Annotated in this window: 22 protein-coding genes; 8 read left to right on the top strand and 14 right to left on the bottom strand. The window is 44.3% G+C overall.

The features are described from left to right. Positions 1–177: 177 nt before the first annotated feature. Both pta and LAJ61_RS02190 read right to left on the bottom strand, forming a co-directional pair. Positions 178–2,337, bottom strand: a complete 2,160-nt coding sequence (gene pta / locus LAJ61_RS02195) for a phosphate acetyltransferase (protein ID WP_224054307.1) — start codon at positions 2,335–2,337, stop codon at positions 178–180. Between the two features lie 64 nt (positions 2,338–2,401). Continuing rightward, complete coding sequence (locus LAJ61_RS02190) at positions 2,402–3,577, bottom strand: acetate/propionate family kinase (protein ID WP_224054306.1); 1,176 nt, start codon at positions 3,575–3,577, stop codon at positions 2,402–2,404. A gap of 337 nt (positions 3,578–3,914) precedes the next feature. On the opposite strand from LAJ61_RS02190, the gene lptM reads away from it, so the two are divergent. The 4 genes from lptM to LAJ61_RS02170 all read left to right on the top strand — a co-directional run bounded on the left by lptM (position 3,915) and on the right by LAJ61_RS02170 (position 7,770). Then, positions 3,915–4,217, top strand: a complete 303-nt coding sequence (gene lptM, locus LAJ61_RS02185) for an LPS translocon maturation chaperone LptM (RefSeq protein ID WP_224054305.1) — start codon at positions 3,915–3,917, stop codon at positions 4,215–4,217. Next, positions 4,207–5,514 carry a diaminopimelate decarboxylase gene (gene lysA / locus LAJ61_RS02180; RefSeq protein ID WP_409034979.1) on the top strand — a complete coding sequence of 436 codons (1,308 nt, stop codon included), beginning with the start codon at positions 4,207–4,209 and terminating at the stop codon, positions 5,512–5,514. The genes lptM and lysA overlap by 11 nt, the downstream gene beginning before the upstream one ends. 204 nt (positions 5,515–5,718) lie before the next feature. Further along, positions 5,719–6,651 carry a diaminopimelate epimerase gene (gene dapF / locus LAJ61_RS02175; protein ID WP_224054304.1) on the top strand — a complete coding sequence of 311 codons (933 nt, stop codon included), beginning with the start codon at positions 5,719–5,721 and terminating at the stop codon, positions 6,649–6,651. Between the two features lie 24 nt (positions 6,652–6,675). Then, positions 6,676–7,770: a tyrosine recombinase XerC gene (locus LAJ61_RS02170; RefSeq protein WP_224054303.1), complete on the top strand. Its 1,095-nt coding sequence runs from the start codon at positions 6,676–6,678 to the stop codon at positions 7,768–7,770. An 85-nt stretch (positions 7,771–7,855) separates the two neighbouring features. Here the strand turns inward: LAJ61_RS02170 and LAJ61_RS02165 are convergent, their stop codons facing one another. Both LAJ61_RS02165 and LAJ61_RS02160 read right to left on the bottom strand, forming a co-directional pair. Beyond that, positions 7,856–8,314: a cyclic nucleotide-binding domain-containing protein gene (locus LAJ61_RS02165; RefSeq protein WP_060995495.1), complete on the bottom strand. Its 459-nt coding sequence runs from the start codon at positions 8,312–8,314 to the stop codon at positions 7,856–7,858. Between the two features lie 17 nt (positions 8,315–8,331). Beyond that, complete coding sequence (locus LAJ61_RS02160; RefSeq protein ID WP_224054302.1) at positions 8,332–9,345, bottom strand: nitrilase-related carbon-nitrogen hydrolase; 1,014 nt, start codon at positions 9,343–9,345, stop codon at positions 8,332–8,334. 232 nt (positions 9,346–9,577) lie between these two features. Between LAJ61_RS02160 and rpoN the strand changes: the two genes are divergently transcribed. Beyond that, positions 9,578–11,353, top strand: a complete 1,776-nt coding sequence (gene rpoN / locus LAJ61_RS02155) for an RNA polymerase factor sigma-54 (protein WP_224054301.1) — start codon at positions 9,578–9,580, stop codon at positions 11,351–11,353. A 371-nt stretch (positions 11,354–11,724) separates the two neighbouring features. After that, entirely contained in the window at positions 11,725–12,963 is a 1,239-nt protein-coding gene (locus tag LAJ61_RS02150; RefSeq protein ID WP_224054300.1) for a cation:proton antiporter, read from the top strand. Between the two features lie 56 nt (positions 12,964–13,019). Here the strand turns inward: LAJ61_RS02150 and thiS are convergent, their stop codons facing one another. The 4 genes from thiS to LAJ61_RS02130 all read right to left on the bottom strand — a co-directional run bounded on the left by thiS (position 13,020) and on the right by LAJ61_RS02130 (position 15,260). Beyond that, positions 13,020–13,220 (bottom strand): sulfur carrier protein ThiS, encoded by a 201-nt coding sequence (gene thiS, locus LAJ61_RS02145; protein WP_144918115.1) that lies wholly within the window; start codon positions 13,218–13,220, stop codon positions 13,020–13,022. A 47-nt stretch (positions 13,221–13,267) separates the two neighbouring features. Then, a complete protein-coding gene (locus LAJ61_RS02140; protein ID WP_224054299.1) occupies positions 13,268–13,636 on the bottom strand; it encodes a DUF423 domain-containing protein in 369 nt (122 codons plus the stop codon). 5 nt (positions 13,637–13,641) lie between these two features. Further along, entirely contained in the window at positions 13,642–14,823 is a 1,182-nt protein-coding gene (gene rpoH, locus LAJ61_RS02135) for an RNA polymerase sigma factor RpoH (RefSeq protein WP_224054298.1), read from the bottom strand. A 74-nt stretch (positions 14,824–14,897) separates the two neighbouring features. After that, positions 14,898–15,260 carry a sulfurtransferase TusA family protein gene (locus LAJ61_RS02130; RefSeq protein WP_224054297.1) on the bottom strand — a complete coding sequence of 121 codons (363 nt, stop codon included), beginning with the start codon at positions 15,258–15,260 and terminating at the stop codon, positions 14,898–14,900. Positions 15,261–15,546: 286 nt separating this feature from the next. Here LAJ61_RS02130 and LAJ61_RS02125 point away from each other — a divergent pair, with 286 nt between their 5' ends. Further along, positions 15,547–17,166 carry a M48 family metalloprotease gene (locus tag LAJ61_RS02125; RefSeq protein WP_224054296.1) on the top strand — a complete coding sequence of 540 codons (1,620 nt, stop codon included), beginning with the start codon at positions 15,547–15,549 and terminating at the stop codon, positions 17,164–17,166. 3 nt (positions 17,167–17,169) lie between these two features. On the opposite strand, the gene yihA is transcribed toward LAJ61_RS02125, so the two are convergent. Further along, positions 17,170–17,871, bottom strand: a complete 702-nt coding sequence (yihA, locus tag LAJ61_RS02120) for a ribosome biogenesis GTP-binding protein YihA/YsxC (protein ID WP_224054295.1) — start codon at positions 17,869–17,871, stop codon at positions 17,170–17,172. A gap of 489 nt (positions 17,872–18,360) precedes the next feature. On the opposite strand from yihA, the gene LAJ61_RS02115 reads away from it, so the two are divergent. After that, entirely contained in the window at positions 18,361–19,029 is a 669-nt protein-coding gene (locus tag LAJ61_RS02115) for a c-type cytochrome (RefSeq protein ID WP_224054294.1), read from the top strand. Between the two features lie 161 nt (positions 19,030–19,190). Here the strand turns inward: LAJ61_RS02115 and tuf are convergent, their stop codons facing one another. The 5 genes from tuf to LAJ61_RS02090 form a co-directional block, all read right to left on the bottom strand. Further along, a complete protein-coding gene (gene tuf / locus LAJ61_RS02110; RefSeq protein ID WP_076773998.1) occupies positions 19,191–20,381 on the bottom strand; it encodes an elongation factor Tu in 1,191 nt (396 codons plus the stop codon). 187 nt (positions 20,382–20,568) lie between these two features. Beyond that, the gene (gene fusA / locus LAJ61_RS02105; RefSeq protein ID WP_224054293.1) at positions 20,569–22,695 is read right to left on the bottom strand and encodes an elongation factor G; all 2,127 of its coding nucleotides are present in this window, start codon (positions 22,693–22,695) and stop codon (positions 20,569–20,571) included. Between the two features lie 294 nt (positions 22,696–22,989). Next, on the bottom strand, positions 22,990–23,463 hold the full coding sequence (gene rpsG / locus LAJ61_RS02100; protein ID WP_050325821.1) for a 30S ribosomal protein S7: 474 nt from the start codon (positions 23,461–23,463) through the stop codon (positions 22,990–22,992). A 133-nt stretch (positions 23,464–23,596) separates the two neighbouring features. Continuing rightward, a complete protein-coding gene (gene rpsL / locus LAJ61_RS02095) occupies positions 23,597–23,971 on the bottom strand; it encodes a 30S ribosomal protein S12 (protein WP_007116468.1) in 375 nt (124 codons plus the stop codon). Between the two features lie 743 nt (positions 23,972–24,714). Next, positions 24,715–25,632 carry an EcsC family protein gene (locus tag LAJ61_RS02090; protein WP_224054292.1) on the bottom strand — a complete coding sequence of 306 codons (918 nt, stop codon included), beginning with the start codon at positions 25,630–25,632 and terminating at the stop codon, positions 24,715–24,717. Positions 25,633–25,635 lie beyond the last annotated feature (3 nt).

Raw genomic sequence — 25,635 nt, 5'->3', positions numbered from 1 at the left:
TGGTTGAGCGACATTTTACCATAAAGCAATTTTTGGGGATAACAGATTGTGGCGCACTAGCCTAGTGGTGGAAAAGTAGCCTTGCATTGCATTTAAGCTGATATTCTGTGTGACAGCCAATGGCGATAGACAACAAAAAGGCGAGTGTTACACTCACCTTTTTTTAAACATAAACGCTTAAAACTCACTGCTATCGGCTTGCACGGCTGTGAGCGCAATGGTATAGACAATATCTTCAACCGAGGCGCCACGCGACAAGTCATTCACAGGCTTATTTAAGCCTTGCAGCATAGGACCGATGCTCACCACGTTGGCAGAGCGCTGCACCGCTTTATAGGTGGTATTGCCAGTGTTCAAATCTGGGAAGATAAATACATTGGCTTGACCTGCCACTGGAGAATTTGGCGCTTTGGATTTTGCCACGCTTGCCACACTGGCTGCGTCATATTGTAACGGACCGTCAATGAGTAAACTAGCCATGCCTATCTCAGCCGCTTTGGCTTTGGCGATTTCGGTGGCTTGACGCACTTTATCCACGTCCGCGCCTTCACCTGATGACCCTGTCGAGTAACTAATCATGGCAACTTTGGGTTCGATACCAAACGCTTTGGCAGATTGGGCGGATTGTAGGGCGATTTCAGCCAGCTGCTCTGCGGTAGGGTCTGGGTTGATGGCACAGTCCCCATACACCACCACTTGCTCAGGCAGGAGCATAAAGAAAATCGACGATACCAGCGAGTACTGCGGCGCTGTTTTAATTAACTGAAATGCCGGGCGCACAGTATTGGCGGTGGTATGCACTGCGCCAGACACCAGACCATCGACTTCACCCAAGTACAGCATCATCGTACCCAGCACGACGGTGTCTTTGAGCTGTTCATGGGCTTGCAGTTCATCGAGTTTGCCTTTACGGCGCTCAACCATGGGTTTGACGTACTTGTCAATCAAGCTTTCTGGGTCAAGAATCTGCAGGCCTTCAGGTAGGGTGAGCCCCAAGTTCTTGGCAACCTCTTCGACTTCACTGCGTTTGGCAAGTAAGATACAATGGGCAATACCACGAGTCTGACAGATGACAGCCGCTTCAACGGTACGGGGCTCATTGCCTTCAGGGAGTACGATGGTTTTTTTGGCAGCTTGGGCTTTTTTGACCAAGGTATAACGAAAAGCCGAAGGCGAGAGTTTGCGGTTGTTGTTGCCTTGACTAAAAGTGGCCTTGATCCAGTCCAAATCCAAATGCGCGGCGACAAAATCGGTGACTTCACAGGCGCGAGTGGTGTCATCTGCGGGGATTTCATGGCTGATGTGGTTAAGTTTGGTGACGGTATCAAAGCTGTCAGTGTCAACTAGCATCACAGGAATTCCTGTTTTTAGCGCCGGGCGACACAGGTTGATAATTTTTTGGTTTGGCATGATGCCGCCTGTCAGAATAAGACCTGCTAGCGGCACACCATTCATGGTGCTAAGCGCAGTCGCCAAAATCAAATCATCACGGTCGCCTGCGGTCACCAGTAAGTTGCCACGGGTGAAAGAATCTTCAATATTGGCAACGGTACGCGCAACCAGTAAAGTATTGAGCACACGGCGGTTTTTGGCGTCGCCTTCATTGAGCCATTTGGCATCAAGCTCACGAGCCACGTCCCAGGTACGGGGCACACTTAAGGTATTGCTAAAAGGCACTACCCCAATCAAGCGAAATTTATCGGAGTCAAAATAAGGGGAGTGGGATTTAATCGCCTGTAACTGCTCCGCTGCCAAATCAACTTTGGCTTTACCAGGCGCGACGGGTGCTTCATCATAGTGGTTGTCCACGTTTTTAACCCGCATCAAAATCGTGCCTAACGTACGCTCGCTTGCCATACCGCCAAAATCACGGGCAAAAATATCTAGCTTGTCTACCAAACTATCAGGGTTTGCAATATCACCACTACTGACCAAGATAACTTTGGCATCTAGCGCATTGACGATGGCTAAATTCACCAATTCTGCATAACTTGAATCATTGTCAGCAGCCAGACCCTCACAGACGATAACGTCATATTGCTCAGCCAATGTTTGGTGCATCGCAACCACTTCTTCCATCAAGTCATCCAACTGACCATCCCCAATCACGCGCTCTAAGCGGCTGCGGTCAATGGAGGGTGGCGGGTTTAAGTTAAAGGCATATTTTGCAAGCACACTTGAGCTGTCATCACTCTCATGATTGGCAGTGATATTTTGGCTAAAAGGTTTTAAAAATCCGGCTTTTAGCCCGATATAATCAAGTGCACGGATAAAACCCAAACAAGCTGAGGTCAAGCCAATGCCGCTACTGGTAGGCACAAATAAAATCGTTTGCATGATAGTTCCTATTTGTTGTTTTATTCAAACTAAAAACCCTGATGAGGCATCAGGGTGAGAGGGTTTATAAACCTAAGACTTCTTTGGTTTCTTTGGCGATTTGGTATTCTTCATCGGTCGGAATCACCCACAATTGCAGTTGGCTGTCGGCTTGGTGGAAGCTACCTTCTACGCCGCGAGAGAGTTCAGCATTTTTGTCAAGGTTCGCTTTGATGCCAAAATGCGGCAAGTTTTGTAAGATTTTTTGACGAATTGAGGCGCTGTTCTCACCGATGCCGCCGGTAAATACCAAGCCAGTAAAAGTCGGTAATGCACAGCTGAGAGAGGCGATATAACGGGCTGCTTTATAACAGAAAATTTCGATGGCAAGTTTGGCATCTTCGTTGCCTTCATTGGCGGCTTGCTCCACCGTGCGCATATCACTTGAGATACCTGAAATGCCCAACAACCCGCTTTGTTTATTTAAAATTGTATCAATTTGGTCAAGGCTATAGCCCAAAATACGGTGTAAGTGAATATGCAAACTTGGGTCAACATCACCACTGCGCGTACCCATGACCACACCTTCCAGTGGGGTCAGACCCATACTGGTGTCCAAGCTTTTGCCATCATACACAGCGGTTAACGAGCAACCATTGCCCAAATGTACCGTAATCCAACCATTGGCTTGGTCATGAGGGGCTAGGCTGTCAGCGCGGTGGCTGACATAGGCGTGCGAGCTACCATGAAAGCCATAGCGACGGATATAATGCTCATTGTACAAATCTTTTGGAATGGCATAGCGGTAGGCTTTGGCGGGCATGGTTTGGTGAAAGGCGGTATCAAACACGACCACTTGCGGTAAATCTGGGTAGATTTTTTCCACCGCTTCAATACCTAAGGCATGGGCGGGGTTATGCAGTGGTGCCAATACTTTTAGCCGTTTGACTTCCGCCAAGACATGGTCATTGACTTTTTCAGCATGAGAAAACTCACGTCCGCCATGCACCACACGGTGACCCACGGCAACGGGTTTGTAAGCTGCTAATAAACCCAATATTTTTTGCAGCGCCCATTGGTGATTGGCGCCTGCCAAAGAGATTTCGACTTTTTCCCCATTGAGGTCGGTGTGTTTGATACGTGCCGTGTCTAAGCCCAAGTTTTCCGCAAGACCGGCAACGCGCTCGCTGCTGTCATTGCTTAATAACGCGTATTTGATTGATGAAGACCCACAATTAAGTACTAAGATCGGATTTTGCATGGCTGTTCCTTTAGACAAGATCTTGTGCACTCCTTGCAACAAGCCCCTTCCTAACTGGATTAAATTTTAAGCTATCCTTGTCTTAAGTAATTTATTGTAGATTAAAAAAATTGTATTGTGGTAATTTTTTGCCAAATTTTTGTTGTCATCACTATAGCGAAAAAGCATATCACAACAACGATAGTTTCAACAAAATGAAAATTTAACAGAAATCATGGATTTAACGCTCATCTTTAATAAGGTGAGATAATTGCTTATAAAACGCAAAAACAGCTACAATAACCCCATCGCAAATTCTATTTTTACACTTATTTTATTCTTAAAATTAAGGGCATTCATGCAAATTTCAAAACTATCCCCAACAATCGCCGTGCTGACGGTGATGTTGGCAACCCATATGCTGACAGGATGTGGGCAAAAAGGGGCATTGTACCTACCCAGCAACAATAGCCAACAAGTAGTCGATGCTGCCGCCAAACCGACCAGCACCACTGCCAATGCCTCTGATACCAAAGTCGATGTCAACACCCAAGATCCCAATGTCATGATTGATAATAACGCAACCCAAGCGCCGCAATCAGCGCCTCACTCAGCGACCACGCCATCGGTGCCATCGGTTGGAGGTAAAAATGATTACTAATGATGCAGCCGCAAGCTTAGCGATCAATCCGACCGAACACGTCAAATCAATCAACGCTCTGAGTTATGATGGCAATGGCTTGATGATGGATGGCGTCAGTCTTGCGGATATCGCAAAGACCTTCGGCACACCGACCTATGTGTATAGTCAGCAGGCGATTTTGGCAGCCTATAAAGCTTATGATGATAGTTTTGCTGAAATTGACCATCAGATTTGTTATGCGGTAAAAGCCAATAGTAACCTTGCCGTATTAAACGCACTTGCCAAAGCAGGGGCAGGGTTTGATATTGTCACAGGTGGCGAGCTTGCGCGGGTTTTGGCTGCAGGTGGCGACCCCAAAAAAATCGTATTTTCAGGACTTGGCAAAACCGCCGAAGATATCCGCAGTGCCCTTGAAGTAGGGATTGCTTGCTTTAATGTCGAGTCAGAAGCTGAGCTGTACCGCATCAATGCAGTGGCAGGCAAACTACAGCAGCAAGCGCCAATTTCGCTACGCGTCAATCCCAATGTCGACGCGCAAACCCATCCATATATCTCTACAGGGCTCAAAGAAAATAAATTCGGCATCACCCATGAAGAGGCGCCCCGTATCTACCAAATTGCCCATGACCTACCGCACCTAAAAGTCGTCGGTATTGATTGCCATATTGGCTCGCAGTTGACCCAAGTTCAGCCTTTTATGGATGCATTGGATAAAGTCATTGAGATGATTCACGCACTTGCCAAGCAAGGTATTGCGCTTGAGCATATTGATTTGGGCGGTGGCTTGGGTGTGCAGTATATTGACGAAGACGTTGCAAGTATTGAAGAATTTGCGCAGTTACTGTTACCAAAACTGAAAACTTTAGGCTTAACCCTCTATTTAGAGCCAGGTCGTAGCATCGTTGCTAATGCAGGTGTATTATTGACCCGCGTGGATATTTTAAAACCTACCGAACACAAAAATTTTGCCATTGTCGATGCCGCGATGAATGATTTGATTCGTCCGGCACTTTATCAGTCAGAGATGGCAGTCATCCCTATACAGTTGAACTCACCGGTTGAACCCAAAGTATGGGATATGGTCGGGGCGATTTGTGAGACGGGCGACTTTTTGGCAAAAAACCGTGTGTTAGCATTGGCTGATAATGATATCCTAGCCATCACAGGCGCAGGGGCGTATGGGTTTGTCATGTCGAGCAATTATAATAGCCGCCCACGTGCTTGTGAAATTTTAGTCAAAGAGGGTCACGCCCATGTCATTCGCGAGCGTGAAACGGTTGAGAGCCTTTGGCAAAACGAAAAATTGGTAGATTAAATCTATCCTGTAAGGTTTGCTGGCAACGCTAAGCCTTATTGATTCCTCTGAGCCCAAAACCTTAGCAACTGAAACCAAAACCTTAGCAACCAAGCCCAAATTGCTTGACTTGCTAAGGTTTTTTTGTTCCCCAATTACCTTATAAAAAATCAGCTATCATGATAAGATAGCGTGCATAAATCAAAATAATTTTAAGGAATAACAATGTTAATTGAATTTACCAAAATGCATGGACTGGGGAATGACTTTATGGTCATTGACCTGGTCACACAGCGACTTCACTTGACCAAAGAGTTGGTAGCGTTGTTAGGGGATAGACACTTAGGCATTGGCTTTGACCAGTTGCTGATTGTTGAGCCGCCAAGCCGTCCTGATGTCGATTTTCGCTATCGTATTTTTAACAAAGATGGCAGTGAAGTGCAGCAATGCGGCAATGGCGCTAGATGTTTTGCCCGCTTTGTGCAGGCGCGTAAATTGTCATTTAAACAGCGTATTCGGGTAGAAACCGCCAGCGGTATTATCACCCTTAGCACCGATGATTATGGCTGGGTAAAAGTGGATATGGGTAAACCAAAATTTGAGCCCGATGAGATTCCTTTTACCCCCAAAACCATTACTAAAGTTCAAAATTCATATCGGCTCAATGTTGATGGTACGCCTGTGACACTCTATGTCGCCAATATGGGCAATCCCCATGCCATCATCAAAGTAGATGATGTATTGACCGCCGAGGTGGAAAAACTCGGTAAAGCCATTGAGAGCCACCCTGCATTTCCTGAGCGCGTCAATGTGGGGTTTATGCAGGTGATGAATAATCGCCATATCAGGCTGCGTGTGTATGAGCGCGGCGTGGGCGAAACGCAAGCTTGTGGTACGGGCGCGTGTGCTGCCGTTGTCACAGGTGTGCGTGAAGGCTGGCTAGATGAAGGCGTGGATATTCGCGCCCAGTTGTATGGCGGCAGTTTGGTGATTCGTTGGCAAGAAGGCTATCCTGTGTATATGACCGGTCCTGCGACCTTTGTGTATGAAGGCGTCTTTAGTCCTGAGGGTTTGATGGCAGGTGCGGGGCTAAAATTTGCGCCGGCACAACCAAGTGAGGAACATCGCTCAGATGAGGGACATCCTTACCATGAATAGCCCCCAACCTCGCTAACCGACACTATGACAACTAGCCGTAGCCTAAGTCAAGGCAAAAATAGTCAAGGGAAAAAGGGCAACCGTGTAGGCAAATCAGCAAACGATGATTTGCCTACCCACTTAATACCGCATGCGGCAGAAACTGCGCTCAATTCAGCAAACGATGATTTGCCTACCCACTTAATACCGCATGCGGCAGAAACTGTGCTCAATACCGATGATCAAGCTTTGGTAGATCGCTGGCTTGCTGAGCTAAGCAGTAAGCGTTATAGCGCGGCGACTATCAAAAGTTATCGCCAAGCGCTACAGCCTTTTTTGGCGTATTGCTATGAGCAACATACCGAGCTTTGTCACATCACCCGTCAGCAGTTGTCAGATTTCCTAATTCAACGATTGGATGTCGATAAAATATCCAAATCCAGTAGTCAATATGAACTGACCGTGTTGCGCCAACTTTACAAATGGTTGATTGCTCAGCAGCTGATGACACTAAACCCCACCACGACCATACGTCTTAAACGCGCCCCGAGACCCTTGCCCACATTACTTGATATCGATGTATTATCCCAGTTATTAGACCAAGCTGCGCCAGAAGATAGCCATGAAGCGCGGTTATGGATGCGCGATAAAGCCATGCTAGAATTACTGTATGGCAGTGGTTTACGGGTCGGCGAGCTCGTGGGACTTAATATGTCTGACATCGACAAATCACAGCGGCTGTTACGAGTACTTGGTAAAGGCGGAAAAACGCGCATCGTACCGATTGGCGAAAAAGCATGGCAAGCACTCATCAACTATTTGCCGCATCGCTCGCTGTGGGTGGAGGAGCAAGACCCTGCGGTATTTGTCAGTGAGCGTTATGGGACGCGTATCTCAACACGCACCGTGCAGCTGCGTATCAAGCTACAGGCCAAACGTGCCGGCATCGCACAAGATTTATACCCGCATTTGCTAAGGCACTGTTTTGCGTCACATATTTTAAGTGATAGTGGTGATTTGCGTGGTGTTCAAGAATTGCTAGGACACAGTGATATTAGTACCACACAGATTTATACCCATTTGGATTTTGGGCATTTATCGCAAGTGTATGATAAAGCGCATCCCCGCTCACGACGATAGCTCACAATAATAGGCAGGTTAAGCAGTAATATTAAACATGAAAAAAATATTAAACTTAAGCCTAGCCACATCAGCCTTAGCCATCTTAAGCATTTACCGCGCGGGTCAAATGCTCAGAAGTACGGCGAAGATTAAGGCTCAAGATAATCGCTAATCCACGCAGCATCTCAACACCGATACGAGGATAATCTGACAAAAGTCGCTCAAAGTCAGCTCGAGACAAGGTGACAAGCGCACACAGGCTGGTGGCTTTAATGGTAGCGGAGCGAGTTAATAAATCTAACAGTGCCATTTCACCGGTACTTTCGCCCGCCCGAATTTCACCGACTTTAATTTCTGCCCCTGAAGGGCTGTATTTAATGACTGATAGCTCACCAATCAGCAAAAACGCCATAAAATCGCCATGCTCGCCTTCTGTAAATAATACTTCTTGCGGACTCAACTGTTTAAAATGTAGTGAGTTTTCGACCACTTGAAACATATAAGGATCAAGACGGCTAAAAATTGGGCTATTCTTTAAATATTCAAAAAGTGGATTATCCATTTTTCGCTTACGGGTCGTTAGGTATTATTTGCTATGATAGTCAATTTTTGACATTCGAGCAACGCAATATTCTGCCGAGTTATTTGCTGCGCATCCGCATCAAAGTCGGCGAAAATCACGGTCGGGGCTTGCTGTGATGGGGTTGTTTTTACCGCAGTTTGGTCAAACTCTGGGTGACCATCTGACTTAGCCAGCCAGCTTGACGCTTTGGCAGATAAAGGTAAATGCGCTAAATTGTTTGTGATATCAAAATCTCGGGTTACTGCATCGTTTGCTATGTCGATTGTTTGAGTGAAAACGTTCTCACCATCACTGCTGATAAATTCGCTATGCCCCCAAGTGCTGCGAACGTTGCTAGGCGCTGAGGGATTGACCACATGGTCACCCGTCTGACCTGCGCCAATGACCATGCATTGACTATCGAGCGCCCTTGCGGTGAGTAGGGCGTGCCAATGTGCTTTACCTGTTTGATAGGTAAACGCCGAAGGCGCGGTCAATATATCTGCGCCTAGTTCGCGTAGTTTGACTGCAAGGGTGGGGAAACGAATATCAAAACATACCATCATGCCGACTTTGCCAAACTCGGTATCCGCCAAAATGAGCTCATTACCGGCTTCGAAGGTTCTACCTTCATCATAGTTGCCTGTGCTATCATTGACGGTGGCTTTGAACAAATGAATTTTGTCATAGCGCGCTAAGCAGTCGCCTGCAGGGTCAAATAATAGTGAGCTTTGGCGAAGTTTGCCGTCAGCCACAGGCGTGCCATCAGGTCGATACGGGCAGGGCAAGGTACCTGCCAGCAGATACACACCATAGTGGCGGGCAGCCTGTGCCGACCAAGCTTTTAAGGCGTCAAAATATTGACTGGCAAAACCCTGGTTGCCAAAACAAAAAGCGTTTTCTGGTAAAATCACCATGCGGGTGCCGCGTTCACTGGCAATTTTAATACCTAATTCAATAGATTGAAGATTTGCTAAGATATCGGTCTGGCTATTGAGTTCAACAATCGCAAATTTTGTCAATTTTGTCATGGTGTGATTTCTTAAGCAAAAAATTTAGGGAAATTTGGGGTTGCTGCAGCTAAGTAAAGTTAAGCTAAGCACAGTTAAGTAAAGCGAAGCTAAGTGCAGATAATTAATATACGGCTGAATGTCAAAAAATACTAGCATATCTTGTTGAAACAATACTAAACTAGCAACCTAGCAGAGCATGGACACACCATCTAAACTAACCTCATTAGAGTAAGGCTTAAAAAAACGCGTTATGAAAATTGGTATTGGGGCAAAGCTAACGACGGGGATGACACTCACCCCACAAATGCAGCAGGCAATTCGCTTGCTGCAATTATCGAGTCTTGAACTTGAACAAGAAGTGCAGCTTAAACTTGATAGCAACCCCCTGCTTGAGCGTGAAGAAGAGTGGGAGACGTCTTATGACGACGCCGATAACCTACCCGATGGCGAAAACTATCCAGAACAAGACATGGATAACGACTATGACTATGACGATGATGACTATCAAGTAGAAGGTGTTGAGTTGCCTGAAGTTGATGTGGATGACTATACCCATCATGAAACTGAGGGGTTGGAAGATTATCTAGCGTCGGATGATGTTTATCCTGCTTCTGCTAGCCAAGATTATCCCGAGCACAGTGAACCTTCGGCAGTGCATGAGTATGCAAGTGATAGTTACAGTTATGGGGACAACAATAGGGACAGTTATGCAGACAGCGATTATCGCTATGATGAGGAATTTGGCTTAGACGGGATAGATAGTAGTGAGCATCTTAGCAGCCAGCAAATCGATATGCCGGTGGATGCACAGTGGGATGATATCTATAGCTATGAATCTTCGGCAGCCACTGGCATTGATAGCGAAGACAGTCAGGATGATTATAAGCTTGCTACGCAAGGAAATATTCAAGATTATGTCCGTTGGCAACTGAATTTAAGACGGCTCTCCACCATCGATATGCTGATGGCGGAGTATCTGATTGATAGCATGGACGAGCGCGGTTTTATCACATTATCGAATGATGAACTATTTCAAAGTTTTGATACCATGTTGTCATTTTATCAAGTTGAAAACGTGGACTTGGCGCTTGAAGACATTGAACTTGTGGTTAAGCAAATACAAAACTGCGAGCCATTGGGCGTTGGTGCAAGAAATTTGGCAGAATGCTTGCTGATTCAGCTCAATAAATTACCGAGTGATACCCCCGCTTGGCAAGCAGCCAAGCAAATTTTGATGCACTCAGAATTTTTTGCCAACAATAACATCAATGCCCTGCTTAAATCATCCAATCTTGACGTCTCTGAGATTCAGCCTGCGCTTGCCTTATTGCGCACATTAAACCCCAATCCTGCACTGTCTTATGAGAAATCACAGCGCCAGCTCGATAATGGCATTGAAAGCTACGACATTCCTGATGTTATTGTCGTGCAGCGTGGACAGCATTGGGAAGTCAGCCTAAACCCAGAGACTTTGCCAAAACTGCGTATTAACCAAGTGTATGCCAAACTTGTCAGTCGCAATGACAACAGCGAGCAAGGCGTTTATCTAAAAGAGCAGCTGTATGATGCGCGGCTGTTTATCCGTAGTATCGAAGAGCGTAATCAAAATCTACTAAAAGTTGCAACCTGTATCGTCAAACGTCAGCAGGCTTTTTTTGAGCAAGGCGTCATGGCAATGCAGCCGATGGTACTCAAAGATGTGGCAGATGAAGTGGGCTTGCATGAGTCAACCGTTTCTCGTATTACTACCAGCAAAACCATTGTTACCCCCAAAGGGCTATTTAGCCTAAAATATTTCTTTTCCAGTCAAGTCAGTAGTGATGAGGGGGAAGGCGTTTCTTCAACCGCTATCAGTGCGATGATCAAGCAAATGATTGAGGCAGAAGACCCCAAAAAACCGCTATCTGATAGTAGTATTATGAAGCACCTGCAAGATAAAGGTATTGATATTGCCCGTCGTACCGTGACCAAATACCGAGAAGGTATGAACATCGGTTCTTCTACGCAGCGTAAAGTGCGGTTTTGACCGCAATGTTGTGATTAGAGGGTCAGTCAAAATCTTTTCTAGCTGAATTTTTAAATTTAACTAAGCCGTCAAATATAACTAAATTTTCAAATATAACTCAACTTTTAAATTTAACTGAATTTTTAAATTTAACTCAACTCTCGAACTGTTAACAAATCTCTTGGTATTTTGCTAAACAGCAATGGTTGATGGCATGCCCACCTTTTTGCATAATGGATTCATAAGGGATAAACCTTTGATGCATTAACGTGGCTTAGCAATAATTGCTCAATAGCAACTATATTTAATCCCAGTTATTTGAAGTACTATAAATCAAAATGATATAAACCAAGTTGCAAAGCTTTTTTAGCAACTTATCTTGGTACACGGGTATGCTTGAACACTATAATTTGATTTTACTTTTTTTAGGGTTGGCGTTTTTAATCGGGGCATTCTTTCCTGTGCTACCGCGCAAGCTTTCGATATCCCTACCTATGATACAAATTACCTTTGGCGCACTGCTAGGGTATTTTTTTATGGGGCTGCCTAGAATTAATCCGCTTAATTATGGCGTTCCTATCGAGAAAGTTACAGAAGTGGTGGTGCTGATTTCGTTGGTCGGTTGTGGTATCAAGCTCGATAGTCCGCTCAATTGGAAAACTTGGCAACCGACCTTAAGGCTATTGGTGATTGTGATGCCAGTGGGTATCGCCGCGATGGCATTAATGGGGCATTATATTTTTGGCCTGAGTATGGCGGCGGCTATTTTGCTCGGTGCGGTGCTAGCGCCAACCGACCCTGTGCTAGCGGCAAGCATCCAAGTAGGTCCACCCAACTCCGAACGACAAGAAGATGTGACCCGATTTACCCTCACCTCTGAGGCGGGTCTCAATGATGGACTGGCATTTCCGTTCGTGTATTTAGCGATAGCGATTGCTACGGCTGCATCACTCAATCAGGGTTTTGGTGCAGAAGATTGGCTGCATTGGTTGGGCTATGATGTGTTATGGCGAATCATTGCAGGGGTGGCTGCGGGTTACTGTGTCGGTAAGTTTTTGGCAAATTGGCTATTCACCAAGGCATACCCTGATAAAGTCGAGCAAAGTTATATGGTATTAGCTTTGATGTTACTGGCTTATAGCATCACAGAGTTTGTGCATGGTTATGGTTTTATTGCCGTATTCGTCGCTGCGTTAACCCTTCGGCGCTCAGAATGTGAACATGAATATCATGAAGGCTTGCATGATTTTGCTGAACAAATTGAAGGTTTGCTGATGTCGCTCGTGATGGTATTTTTGGGACTATTGGTGGGTCAAGCGTTAGCGAGTGATGTCACCCTTAGTTGGCAAGTGTATGTGGTATGTTTGGCGTTTATATTTTTGATACGTCCCATCGTGGGTTATTTTAGTCTAGGTAAACTGGGGATGAGTCGCAATGAACGCTGGGTAACGGCAGGACTTGGCATTCGCGGGATTGGTACATTGTATTATATCGCCTATGCGATGAATAAAGGCGTATTTACCAGTGATGAAGCGCTAAAAATTTGGGTGATTTGTGTGGTAATGATTGCGATGTCGGTGTTTTTACACGGGCTAACCGCCAATCGTTTATTAGCCATGACCAAAAATTAGTGCAACACAAAAACAAAAAGCGGGTAACTTACCCGCTTTTTTTTACGCTGATATGATTAGCCACCACCCACCGCTTGCACTACTTCAATGTTCATACCATCTTGCAAGGTGACATTTGCCAATTGGCTTTTTGGAATCAATTCACCGTTGATTTCAACGGCAAAACGACCTTGGGTTTGCCCCATTTCATTCAATAGTAGTAAGAGATTTTGATGTAACGTTTGTTTGACGTCACCATTTAAAGTCACTTGTGGCATTATTTCGCTTCCTGTTTTGTTACGCTTCCTATCATGGTTAAATACGGTTAAATTGATGAGGTGTGCTTAGCAACACTGATCGCAAGCCAAATCCATGCGATAATAAACAGTGTGCCGCCAATCGGGGTAATTGCCCCGAGCCATCGTGGCATACCCAAAGCCATCAAATATAGTGAACCTGTAAAAAACACAATACCCAGTTGCATCACCCACGCGATAGTAGGGGAGGTGAGGTTTATACGCAATAACATACCAACAATCAACAACCCAAGCGCGTGATAAAAAAAGTATTGCGTACCCGTCTGCCACCAAGCCATCTGCTCGGCTGACAAACGCGGTTTAAGCCCATGTGCGGCAAACGCCCCACAGGCGACCGCCACTGCCATATTTATCGCGCCAATACTTAGCCAATTCATGACAGTTAATCCAACTGCAAATGGGTATTGGCTAACATGGCTTCTTTGATTTTATCCATGGCATTTTTTTCAATTTGGCGTACCCGTTCCGCTGAGATATTGTACTCTGCCGCCAACTCGTGCAAGGTCGCTTTTTGCTCATTGAGCCAGCGCTGCTGTACGATATCCCGCGAGCGATCGTCTAAGTCCTCCATCGCTTCCATCAAGGCTGAATTGTTATTTTCTTCCCAATCGGCATCTTCTACCATATCGGCTGGGTCAGCCGCATCTTCTAAAAAATACTGCGGTGCATAGCGACCTTCGTCTTCATCATCACTTTGCGCTTCAAACGATGCATCATACGAAGTCAGACGACTTTCCATCTCTAATACTTGTTTGACGGTAACATTTAAGTCTTTGGCAATCGCTTCGGCTTCTTCGAGCGTTAACTGGTTGTTGGTTTTTTTCAGTGAGCGCAAGTTAAAAAACAGCTTGCGGTGCGCTTTGGTGGTCGCCACTTTGACGATACGCCAGTTACGAATCACAAACTCATGGATTTCAGCTTTGATCCAATGCACGGCAAAAGACACCAAACGCACGCCTTTGTTTGGGTCAAAGCGTTTCACCGCTTTCATCAAGCCGACATTGCCTTCTTGAATCAAATCGCCTTGTGGCAAGCCATAACCAGAATAACTGCGCGCAATGTGAATCACAAATCGCAGATGCGACATAACCAGTAGTCGGGCTGCTTCTACATCCCCTTCATCAGTATAGCGATGCGCTAGCTCCTGTTCTTGCTCTGCCGTCAAAATAGGAATTTGATGAACCGCGTTGATATACGCGCCTAAATTTACCCCAGGGGCAGATAACGCAGTCGGCATGGTAGGAACAAGGGCATTGGTCATGGCTTTCTTTTGACGGGATCGCGATGCAATCTTTCGTGGTTTTTCAACAAACTCATCGTCATAGTCGTCATCAGCCTCATCCACTAACTCATCATAGTCATCATAACTATCAGGGAGCTGTGCAAGGTCAATATCGTCGTCACCTAAGCTATCAAAGTCTGGCTCGTCAAATTCATCGAGTTCGTCGTCGTCGATGTCATCAAATGCAATGTGTGGATCGTCATCGAGCTTATCGTCAAGCTTGGTCGATTTTTTCGCGCTGGCAGTCTTTATTATTGTCGTTGTTTTGGTCTTTGTAGCCATGAAATAGCCTGTCAATTGTCCTTTAATTTATGTCATTTAGTATGCCTTAAAGCCAGCTTTTTTGTAAGAGGCGTTTAGCAATTTTTGGTTATGATCGAGTGAAAGATTGTGTCTGTTGTATTTTCAGACGGCGTGATTGATGTGTGCTGTACCAGTGTATATCCGGCATGCTGACAAAAAGCTGCGATGTCACGCTTGCTGTTAGGGTCGGTTGCAGTCACATACACTGCATGACCCAACGCAGTCTTTTTTAGTGCCATTTTAAGTTTAAGCAGCGGCATCGGGCAGGCGAGTCCTTTACCATTTACATAGTGCTCAATTTGAGCATTGATGTTGAGATTGTTATGTTCGCCTGAGCGAAACAATCCCCAATCTTGGCAAAAGGCGTCATCTGAGAGTAAGGCAGGATTTAGCGTAATCTGAGAAGAATCCGTCATGGTAATAAAATCGCTACTGGAAAATTTAAAGTGTGTTAGGTGGTTATTATAGGCTAAATTACAAGTGTAGACGATTGAGATAAATCAAAGTTAGCATTATATTTTTGAAAATCTAACCTTTATCCTGTACTTAGTGGTCGGTAGATTGTAGCAAGATATCATTACAAAATTTGGCTTTTTAAAGCTGCTGAAATTTGTATATTGAGCAGTATTATTTAGCATTTACCTTTTTTAAATATCATTTTTTAAACATCATTCTAAGCTAATTCGCTGTCAAAGGTCGCGCATGCCCATCAATCCACTTGCTAGTTATTTATCTGCTAGTTATTTATTAAGAAAAACGTCCGTAGTTGCTGTATTAAGTACCCTATCAACAGCAGTTTTTGCGGTAGATAACTTCGCCTATCAAAGTGCGCCCGCTTTTAATCCAGTCATGATTGCAAGTGCTGAGCCTACCAAGGTCAATAGCCAATTAGCCGCTATGGACAATGGGCAAGCGCTCATCGATACCGAGCAAAATCGCCAAGTCGGTGAGTGGGCGCTTCGACAAATCAACGGCAATGCAGCGCTGATAAAAGACCCTTGGTTGCAGCAATCGCTTGAACAAATTGTGTGGCAAATCAATGCAGTAGCAGGTCTCAACGCACCCATGGGGCTAGTGATTGTCAATGACAAGCAAATCAATGCCTTTGCAGTACCGTCTGGGCTTATCGGTATCAATGTCGGTTTGTTGGATAAAGCCAAAAGTCTGGATGAAATAGTGAGCGTCGTTGCGCATGAGATTGCCCATGTCAGCCAGCGCCATTATCAACATCGCAATGATGAAAAAACCAAACAGCTACTGATGCAGGCAGGCGGTCTTTTGGCGGGCGTGGCAGCATCTAAAGTCGGGGATGGTGATGCCGCTGCCGCTGTCATGCTAGGCTCTCAGGCGATGTCGGCCAACGCTGCTGCTTCCTATAGCCGTGGTCAAGAGCGAGAAGCTGACCGTATTGGCATGCAAATCATGAACCAAGCGGGCTATGATGTCAATGCCATGCCCAGCTTCTTTGCCACCCTAGACCAACAAAACCCTGTCAAAAGTAACACCTTGATTCCCAGTTTTATTTTAAGTCATCCGCTCACCGCAGATAGAATCAGTGAAGCAAGGGCGCGAGTCGCAACTTACAAGAGTGATAGTCAGGCTAATATGGCATCAAACCGTTATCAATCTATTCAACAGCAGCGTGCGCAGCTATTTGAACAAATCCAGTGGCGTGCTCGCTACTATGGCTATCTAGTCAACAAAGCCGATTTGGAACAAGGGGCAAAAACCAGTAAAGGTGCCAAGCTTGCGCTGATTAATTATTATCTCGATAACGGACAACCCAAAGCGGCACAAAGCTTAATGCAGGATTTTGACGAGGACATCAACACGCTCGCCAATCCCCTAGCAGTCGTGATATTTAGTCAGTTAGCGGCGCAGCAAGGCAATGTCGATGTGGCAATCGCTAAATTGCAGCAACTCGCCTCTGTGTATCCTGAGCGCACAGATGTGCCACGCTATCTAAGTGACATTTATTTAAAATATCGACCTACCGCAGAAAGTGGTCAAAAAGTATTAGCGCTGCTTCAACCCTTATCCAAGCAAAATCCCCGTGACGTCATGGTTTGGGATCGATTGCAGCAAGCCAGTCAACTACTCGCAAAACATCGTAGCGGTGATGAGCAACTGATTCATCGCATCAATACGTTACGCTATCGCGCGTATGGCGAGTTATGGCGCAATGAGCTAAAAGACGCGGTGACATCACTGACCCAAGCCAAATCGTTAGCAAAGCAGCTACCTAGTAACCAATCTTTGCTGGCACTGCTGAACCAGCAAATCAACCAAGTACAAGACGCCAATCAGTTTAAACCATCTTAACCATTAGACAGCTAACGTAGGTTCATTATCTGTTGGCTCATCCTGCTCGGGTAGCGCCAGCCAACTGGCAAGTTTTAATGACAGTTCTTCGAGCCCAATTCTATCTTGGGCAGAAAATAATTGGATACTAAACGGCAATTTTAATTTATTAAGCTGATTGCGGGTTTGCTGTAGTGTGTTTTTGGCAGCGCCGTATTTGAGCTTATCGGCTTTGGTTAATAGCACATGAACCTCAAGCTCACCATCTTTTGCCCAGTGTAGCATTTGCTCATCAAAGAATTTTAGTGGATGGCGAATGTCTGTGAGCAGCACTAAACCGGCAAGACTTTTACGCGAAATTAGGTATTTTTCAAGCTCTGACTGCCATTCTTTTTTCATCGCCTCGGGCACGGCGGCATAGCCATACCCTGGCAAATCCACCAACCGCTGATCCAAATTGCCCATATTAAAAAAGTTAATCATTTGGGTGCGACCTGGGGTTTTAGAGGAACGGGCTAACTGGCGCTGCTGGGTCAACGCATTAATGCAAGAGGACTTACCAGCATTTGAGCGGCCAGCAAAAGCAACTTCGCGACCCGTATCGGCAGGACACAGTTTAAAGGTAGGGGCAGACAGCATAAATTGGGTTTGATGCAACCAGCGTTTTGCTGCATCACTATCGTCAGTAATCGCAGTTGGCGCAAGGGTGTTAGTAGAATCCATCATCAGCACATAATCTTAATGTTAAAGCGCTATTGTATCAGCAAATACCCATAACCCAAAATTTTGAGCACTTGCCACCGCTGTTTTGTGAGATATTTTTTGTAGTGAAAACCGCTTGCCAACCTGCAAATGACTTTTACATGATTATCGAGTTATGGCATAATAATCAGCCATATCAATTATTCGATTATGGTTTTAATCATGACTATCACTGTAATCGACAAAACCCTCGGTGTTTCAAAGTCATTAAGCTAACTTAAATGTCGTATTAGCCATATGATTAGTATTCATTAGTGGGGTAGCCTACAAATTTTGCAGACAAGCGCATGGTTGTCTTGCTATAATATTGTAACTTAGTAGATACATTCACCAGTGTTAAAGCAATAAATATATATGATGATAACTGGGTGTTGCTTTGATATTGTAAGTAACGCCTTTGTCGCTAGCTCATTGTGAGTCATAACCAACACGCTTTAGTAGGAATTGTTACCGATGAAAAAAATACTCACTGCCGCAAGCCTTGTAATTGCCAGCGTAAGCGGTTCTGCAGCTGTTACCGTACCAAAATATGACATTGCCAAAGGTAAGGTTATTGCTGAATCAGTTTGTGGTGCTTGTCATGGCGTCAATGGCGTTAGTACTGTTCCTGCACAGCCTAACCTTGGCGGACAAAACGTCAAGTATCTCTATAAACAGCTAACCGAGTTCAAATCAGGCGCGCGTGTCAATCCTATCATGTCAGCGCAAGTAGCAAAATTAAATGACCAAGACCTGGCGAATGTGGCAGGTTATTTTGCAAGCCAACCACGTTGGGGGGTAGGTTATGCCAATCCTGCTTACGCAGCAACAGCGCAAAAATTGTATTACGGTGGTAATAGCACACGCGGTGTGATTCCTTGTGCAGGCTGTCACGGCGGTAAAGCCAATGGTAACGATTTAGCCGCTTTCCCGCGTATTGGGGGTCAGCATTCAGCTTATATCGCAACCCAATTAAAACTATTCCGTGCGGCAGGTCGTGAAGACGATGTAACCGACCCATCACAAACGCGTATGAATGATGCGTCTAAAAAAGGCGATAAAGGCATGATGCAAATCGTGGCATCAAAATTATCAGATAACGACATCAAAGTATTGTCTGACTACATCAGCGCTCTACACTAGTATTTAGCGATATGTCATTTAGCCAAGCTAGCGCTTGGCTTTTTTATTGTCTAAAACCAACCAAACCAATAGTAAATTTTATTGGCAAATTAACCGGTTAACAAAAGCTTGGGCATAAAAAAAGAGCCACCGAAGTGACTCTTTTGTATGCTTATTAACGATTAGTCGTTAACTTTAGCAACAACACCCGCACCTACAGTACGGCCACCTTCACGGATTGCAAAGCGTAAGCCTTGGTCCATTGCGATTGGGTGGATTAGCTCTACGTTCATTTCAACGTTATCGCCAGGCATTACCATCTCTGTACCTTCTGGTAATTGGATTGCGCCAGTTACGTCAGTGGTACGGAAGTAGAACTGTGGACGGTAACCATTTAGGAATGGAGTGTGACGACCACCTTCTTCTTTTGATAGTACGTATACTTCTGCGTCAAATTTGGTGTGTGGTTTGATTGAACCTGGTTTAGCCAATACTTGACCACGTTGTACGTCTTCACGTTTGGTACCACGTAATAGTACACCACAGTTCTCGCCTGCACGACCTTCGTCTAGCAGTTTACGGAACATTTCAACGCCAGTACAGGTGGTTTTGGTGGTTGGCTTAATACCAACGATTTCAATTTCTTCACCCACTTTGATGACGCCTGATTCTACACGACCGGTTACGACTGTACCACGGCCAGAGATTGAGAATACGTCTTCGATTGGCATCAAGAATGGTTTGTCAATCGCACGTTCTGGTTCTGGGATGTAGCTGTCTAGGGTGTCAAGTAGTTCTAGTACGGCTGGTTCACCGTATTTGCCTTCGCCGCCGTTTAAGGCTTCTAGGGCAGAACCTTTGATGATTGGGGTGTCATCGCCAGGGAAGTCATAGCTTGATAGGAGTTCACGTACTTCCATTTCGACGAGTTCTAGTAGTTCTTCGTCATCAACCATGTCACATTTGTTCATGAATACCATGATGTATGGTACACCTACTTGGCGTGATAGTAGGATGTGTTCACGGGTTTGTGGCATTGGGCCGTCAGTGGCTGATACAACTAGGATAGCGCCGTCCATCTGTGCGGCACCAGTAATCATGTTTTTAACATAGTCAGCATGGCCAGGACAGTCTACGTGTGCGTAGTGACGTGCTTGGGTGTCATATTCAATGTGTGAGGTGTTGATGGTGATACCACGGGCTTTTTCTTCAGGGGCTGAGTCAATTGACGCGTAGTCTTTGGCTTCACCACCGTTGTGTTTCGCTGCTACGGTTGCAATCGCAGCTGTTAGGGTTGTTTTACCATGGTCAACGTGCCCAATGGTGCCTACGTTAACGTGTGGTTTAGTACGTTCAAACTTGGCCTTTGCCATAATTTAATCCTCTTTTGTTAATATTAACCCAATGTTTTAGGTCATTTACTTTATTATCAACGCTTATAGGTTATGAAAATTTGACCCATTAAATTTAACAGGTCAAATTAGCTAACTTATAATTTTAACAGTGTCGAATAGGATTGAACAATTTGAGTGGGTTTAACCATCAAATTGCCAATCAAACTTATTCTTCATCACCTTTATGAGTGAATTTTTTGATGATTTCATCAGCGACGTTACGTGGTGTCTCAGCGTATTTTGCAAACTCCATTGAGTAGGTTGCACGACCTTGAGACATTGAACGTAATTGGGTTGCATAACCAAACATCTCAGCTAGTGGGACTTCAGCACGGATTTGTTTAACGCCGCCAAACATATCATCCATACCTTGAACCATACCACGGCGACGGTTTAAGTCACCCATGATATCACCCATGTAGTCTTCCGGTGTTTCAACTTCTACTTTCATGACTGGCTCAAGTAGAACAGGGTTTGCATTCATAAAGCCTTTACGGAATGCCATAGAACCTGCCATTTTGAACGACAACTCATCTGAGTCAACGTCATGGTATGAACCATCATACAGTGTTGCTTTAATACCAACGACTGGGTAACCTGCAAGAACACCATTTTTCATACGCTCTTGAATACCTTTGTCTACCGCACCAAAGTACTCTTTTGGTACCACACCACCAACAACTTCTTCAGCAAATTCATATTCTTTGCCGTCAGCCGTATCAAGTGGCTCAAGACGTAACCATACATGACCGAATTTACCACGACCACCCGTTTGGCGTACGAATTTACCTTCTTGTTCAACGGTGTTACGAATCGTTTCACGGTAAGCTACTTGTGGTGCACCCACGTTGGCTTCAACGCTAAACTCACGTTTCATACGGTCAACAAGAATTTCTAAGTGCAGCTCACCCATACCGCTGATGATAGTCTGACCAGATTCTTCATCAGTGTGAACACGGAATGAAGGGTCTTCTTTTGCCAAACGGTTAAGCGCGATTGACATTTTTTCTTGGTCAGCTTTAGTTTTTGGTTCAACTGCCAATGAAATAACAGGATCTGGGAATTCCATGCGCTCAAGCGTAATAATATTGTTTTCGTCACATAGGGTATCACCTGTGGTTACATCTTTTAGACCCACAAATGCAACGATGTCACCTGCGCGAACTTCTTCTACTTCTTTTTGTGAGTTAGCGTGCATCTCAACGATACGACCGATACGCTCACGTTTCATTTTCACTGGGTTATAAACAGAATCACCTTGTTTAGCAACACCTGAATAAACACGTACAAAGGTTAAGTTACCCACGTATTTGTCATTCATGATTTTGAACGCAAGACCAGCAAATGGTGCATCATCCGATGATTCACGAGTCGCTTCAGTTTCAGCTTTGTCATCTAACACACCTTTGATCGCATCAACGTCATTTGGTGCTGGTAAGAATTCGATAACCGCGTCAAGCATACGTTGTACGCCTTTGTTTTTAAACGCAGTACCACAAAGCATTGGTTGAATTTCGCCCGCTAGGGTACGTGCACGTAAACCTGCTACGATATCTTCACGTGATAAATCACCTTCTTCTAGGTATTTATCCATCAGCTCTTCTGAAGATTCAGCGGCGGCCTCAACCATGTTGTTACGCCATTCATCGACAATATCAACCAAGTTAGCAGGAATTTCTGCATATTCAAATTTCATACCTTGAGAAGCGACATCCCAAATGATGGCTTTCATCTCTAGAAGGTCAACAACCCCTTCAAAGGTATCTTCTGCACCGATTGGCACAACCACAGGTACTGGGTTACCACCAAGACGTTGTTTTACTTGGTCAACAACGCGGAAGAAGTTTGCCCCTGTGCGGTCCATTTTGTTCACGAACGCAAGACGCGGTACTTTATATTTGTTTGCTTGACGCCATACTGTTTCTGACTGAGGCTGTACACCACCAACTGCACAGTAAACCATACATGCACCGTCAAGTACACGCATGGAACGTTCTACTTCAATGGTGAAGTCAACGTGACCGGGGGTGTCAATGATGTTAATGCGGTGCTCTGGGAATTGATGACCCATACCAGACCAGAAACAAGTCGTTGCTGCTGAGGTAATAGTAATACCACGCTCTTGCTCTTGTTCCATCCAGTCCATGGTTGCAGCACCTTCATGCACTTCACCTAGCTTATGGTTTTTACCTGTATAAAACAAAATACGTTCAGTTGTTGTCGTTTTACCCGCATCAATATGTGCAGAGATACCGATATTACGGTAGCGATTCAAGGGTGTTGTACGTGCCATAGTTAATTCCTAAGGACTAAAGATTAAAATTATTCCATTATCAATAAACAGTTATGTCTTAAAATGAATAATAATTAGTTTTAACGTTTGATTGAAAGATCGACAACCAACTAGATAAAAGAAAGCCTTACTCTTGACATAAGTGCTGTATGATAAGAGCTTGCCATGACAAACGCATGACAAGCTTCTTTTTCAATATGAAATATTGGGCTGAATTTGCAAACTTCAAGTCACCCAATATCATCTATCTTATTATAAGCTAATTGCTACCTAGGTGATAGCAATCAGTATCAATTAGAAACGATAGTGTGAGAACGCTTTGTTTGCGTCAGCCATACGGTGAACTTCGTCACGTTTTTTCAGTGCATTACCTTTGCCATCAGCCGCATCTAGCAATTCACCTGCTAAGCGTAAAGCCATAGATTTTTCAGAACGTTTTGCAGCCGCATCAACTAACCAACGCATTGCTAATGCAGTACGACGGGAGGGACGTACTTCCATAGGAACTTGGTAGGTAGCACCACCCACACGGCGAGCTTTTACTTCCACCATTGGGCGAACTCTTTCTAACGTATCTTCAAAAAACTGGACAGGATCGATACCCGAGTTTTTTTCTAAAACACGGTCTAATGCACCGTATACGATTGATTCTGCAACTGATTTTTTACCGTCAACCATCACATGGTTGATGAATTTAGCAAGTGTTTTGCTACCAAATTTAGGATCTGGTAGGATTTCACGGGCAGCGATGACACGACGTCTAGGCATGATAATTTCCTTGTGTATTCAGGGTAGTCTGGTAGCTAAGCGGTTGCTTTTCACCAGCCTTACTGCATAGTATTGTAAAACTATAATCAACTATGCAAACAATGTTAAAAAATGGGGTAAAAAACGGCTAAAATTATGCTTTAGGACGTTTTGCGCCGTATTTTGAGCGGCCTTGTTTACGATCTTTTACGCCTGCACAGTCAAGTGCGCCACGAACTGTATGGTAACGAACACCTGGTAAGTCTTTTACACGACCACCACGGATAAGTACAACACTGTGCTCTTGTAGGTTGTGACCTTCACCACCGATGTAGCTTGATACTTCAAAACCTGACGTCAAACGTACACGACATACTTTACGCATCGCTGAGTTTGGTTTTTTTGGTGTGGTAGTGTATACACGGGTACACACGCCACGGCGTTGTGGGCAAGCTTTTAATGCTGGCACTTTTGATTTTTCAGTAATGGTATTGCGACCTTTACGAATTAATTGATTTGTAGTTGCCATAAGGCACTCTCTCCCGTTTGTTGTCAAAAAATCTCTAAAAACCGCTAATAAGCTATTTTTAGGACAGCGTATTATAGAGATTTTTGTTGGTTTTATCAACTAAAAAATCACCTAGATGATGTAGATGGTGATTGTTAGAAAAATTTGAAAAAAGTAGGGGAAGGCAAGTTATCAAGCATAGAGTATTGAACACACTGTAACCCATTACAACAGACTAAAATAAAAAAGACTAAAACTAAAAGAACCAATGCGCTAACTTTAAAAACCTTAAGAAACTTATCGGTTAAAAGTCAACGCATTGGTTCTAGCTCAGTTATTATTTATTGTTATTATTCAATGATCCCAAAAAATTCAATTTAATGATAGTGGTTTTAAATAATTGTAATTTTAAATTTCTTATTTTTTTTATAATTTTTTTAAATTAACAACGTGATGTACTGAAATTCTACTTTTATTTATTGGGATTATTATCGTTATTGATTATTAAGCTTGTCATCCGTTGTTGAATCTATTTTGCCAAATTTAAGCGAGTTGGTCTTTTTAGATTTGGTGAATAACGTTGATATTGATGGCTAAAAATGTGACGTTGCTAAAGAGTTGTGTAAAAGTTTGTGTAACATGACTTAAATTAACGAGCTTTATGGTAACTAACCTTAAAGTAGTCAACACTAGCTACAACTAATGAAAAAGGCAAAAGCCAGACAGCTAGCTTTTACCTTGTTACTTGTTATATGAGCGCAAGATTATTCTTCAGTCATATGCGTCAACTTTGGCGCGGGGGCAAATACCGACATCGCAATTTCAATCACTTCATTGATAATAATATTATTGTAAGCCGTACCCAAGCCCACCGCAGTGAGTGGAATGACTTTATGTAAAAAACCGAAATTAAACTGCTCAATGTTAATATTAAACTGCGTCGATAGTTCTTCTAGTTTGGTTAATATCCCCATCGCTGATTGGCTGTCTTCTTCGGCAAGCACTGCCGCTCTATATTCTTCAATCGACTGGTCGGTCATCGCTTCAAATATACCCAAGCCTGCGAGCAAGGTTTGCTTTTCTTGCAATTTATTGAGATCCACTTTAGCTAAAATTTCATAAGCAATGGCAATACCTTGTTGTCCCGTCAACGGACGGTCATAAATTGCACTGATTTGGAAAATCGTCCGTAAACACACCGCCAACAACCACATTGTATCTACCAAAATACCGGGTAAACCTGCCAAGTTACTAAGTCCACCCAAGGTAGCTAAAGCACGGTTTTGATCGCCAATACTACGGGCTAGGGCTTGTCGTTCACTAGCAACCAAAGTGTCTTTAAAACGAGCATCACGCGCCAAATCAAAATTTGCCCAATTTTGCGACAGTTTACCGACTTGGGAAAAAACCGCATCCGTTGCTTTATCAAAACTTGCCTTGGGGATTAATGTGTTCGCCATTTTGGTATAACTGCCAAATGGGGTTTTACCAAGTAGTTTTTTTGATAGTTTGGGAATATGCTCATGAAACGCGTTTTTATCATTTGATAAGGCTTGTTGAAGGCTGTCAAAATCAATATCCGCTAAGGGTTTGGTTTGTATCGTATCTTTTGCGCTCAGTTGTGCTAATTTGTGACCCAGCGCTTCAAAGATACGGCGGCTAATAGAAGTAGAGGCTGACATGAG

It is taken from the genome of Faucicola osloensis (genome assembly GCF_020041925.1).
GTDB classification, from domain to species: Bacteria; Pseudomonadota; Gammaproteobacteria; order Pseudomonadales; family Moraxellaceae; genus Faucicola; species Faucicola osloensis_D.
The sequence above is the reverse complement of the archived record's forward strand: the minus strand, read 5'-3'. Positions and strand labels throughout refer to the sequence as shown.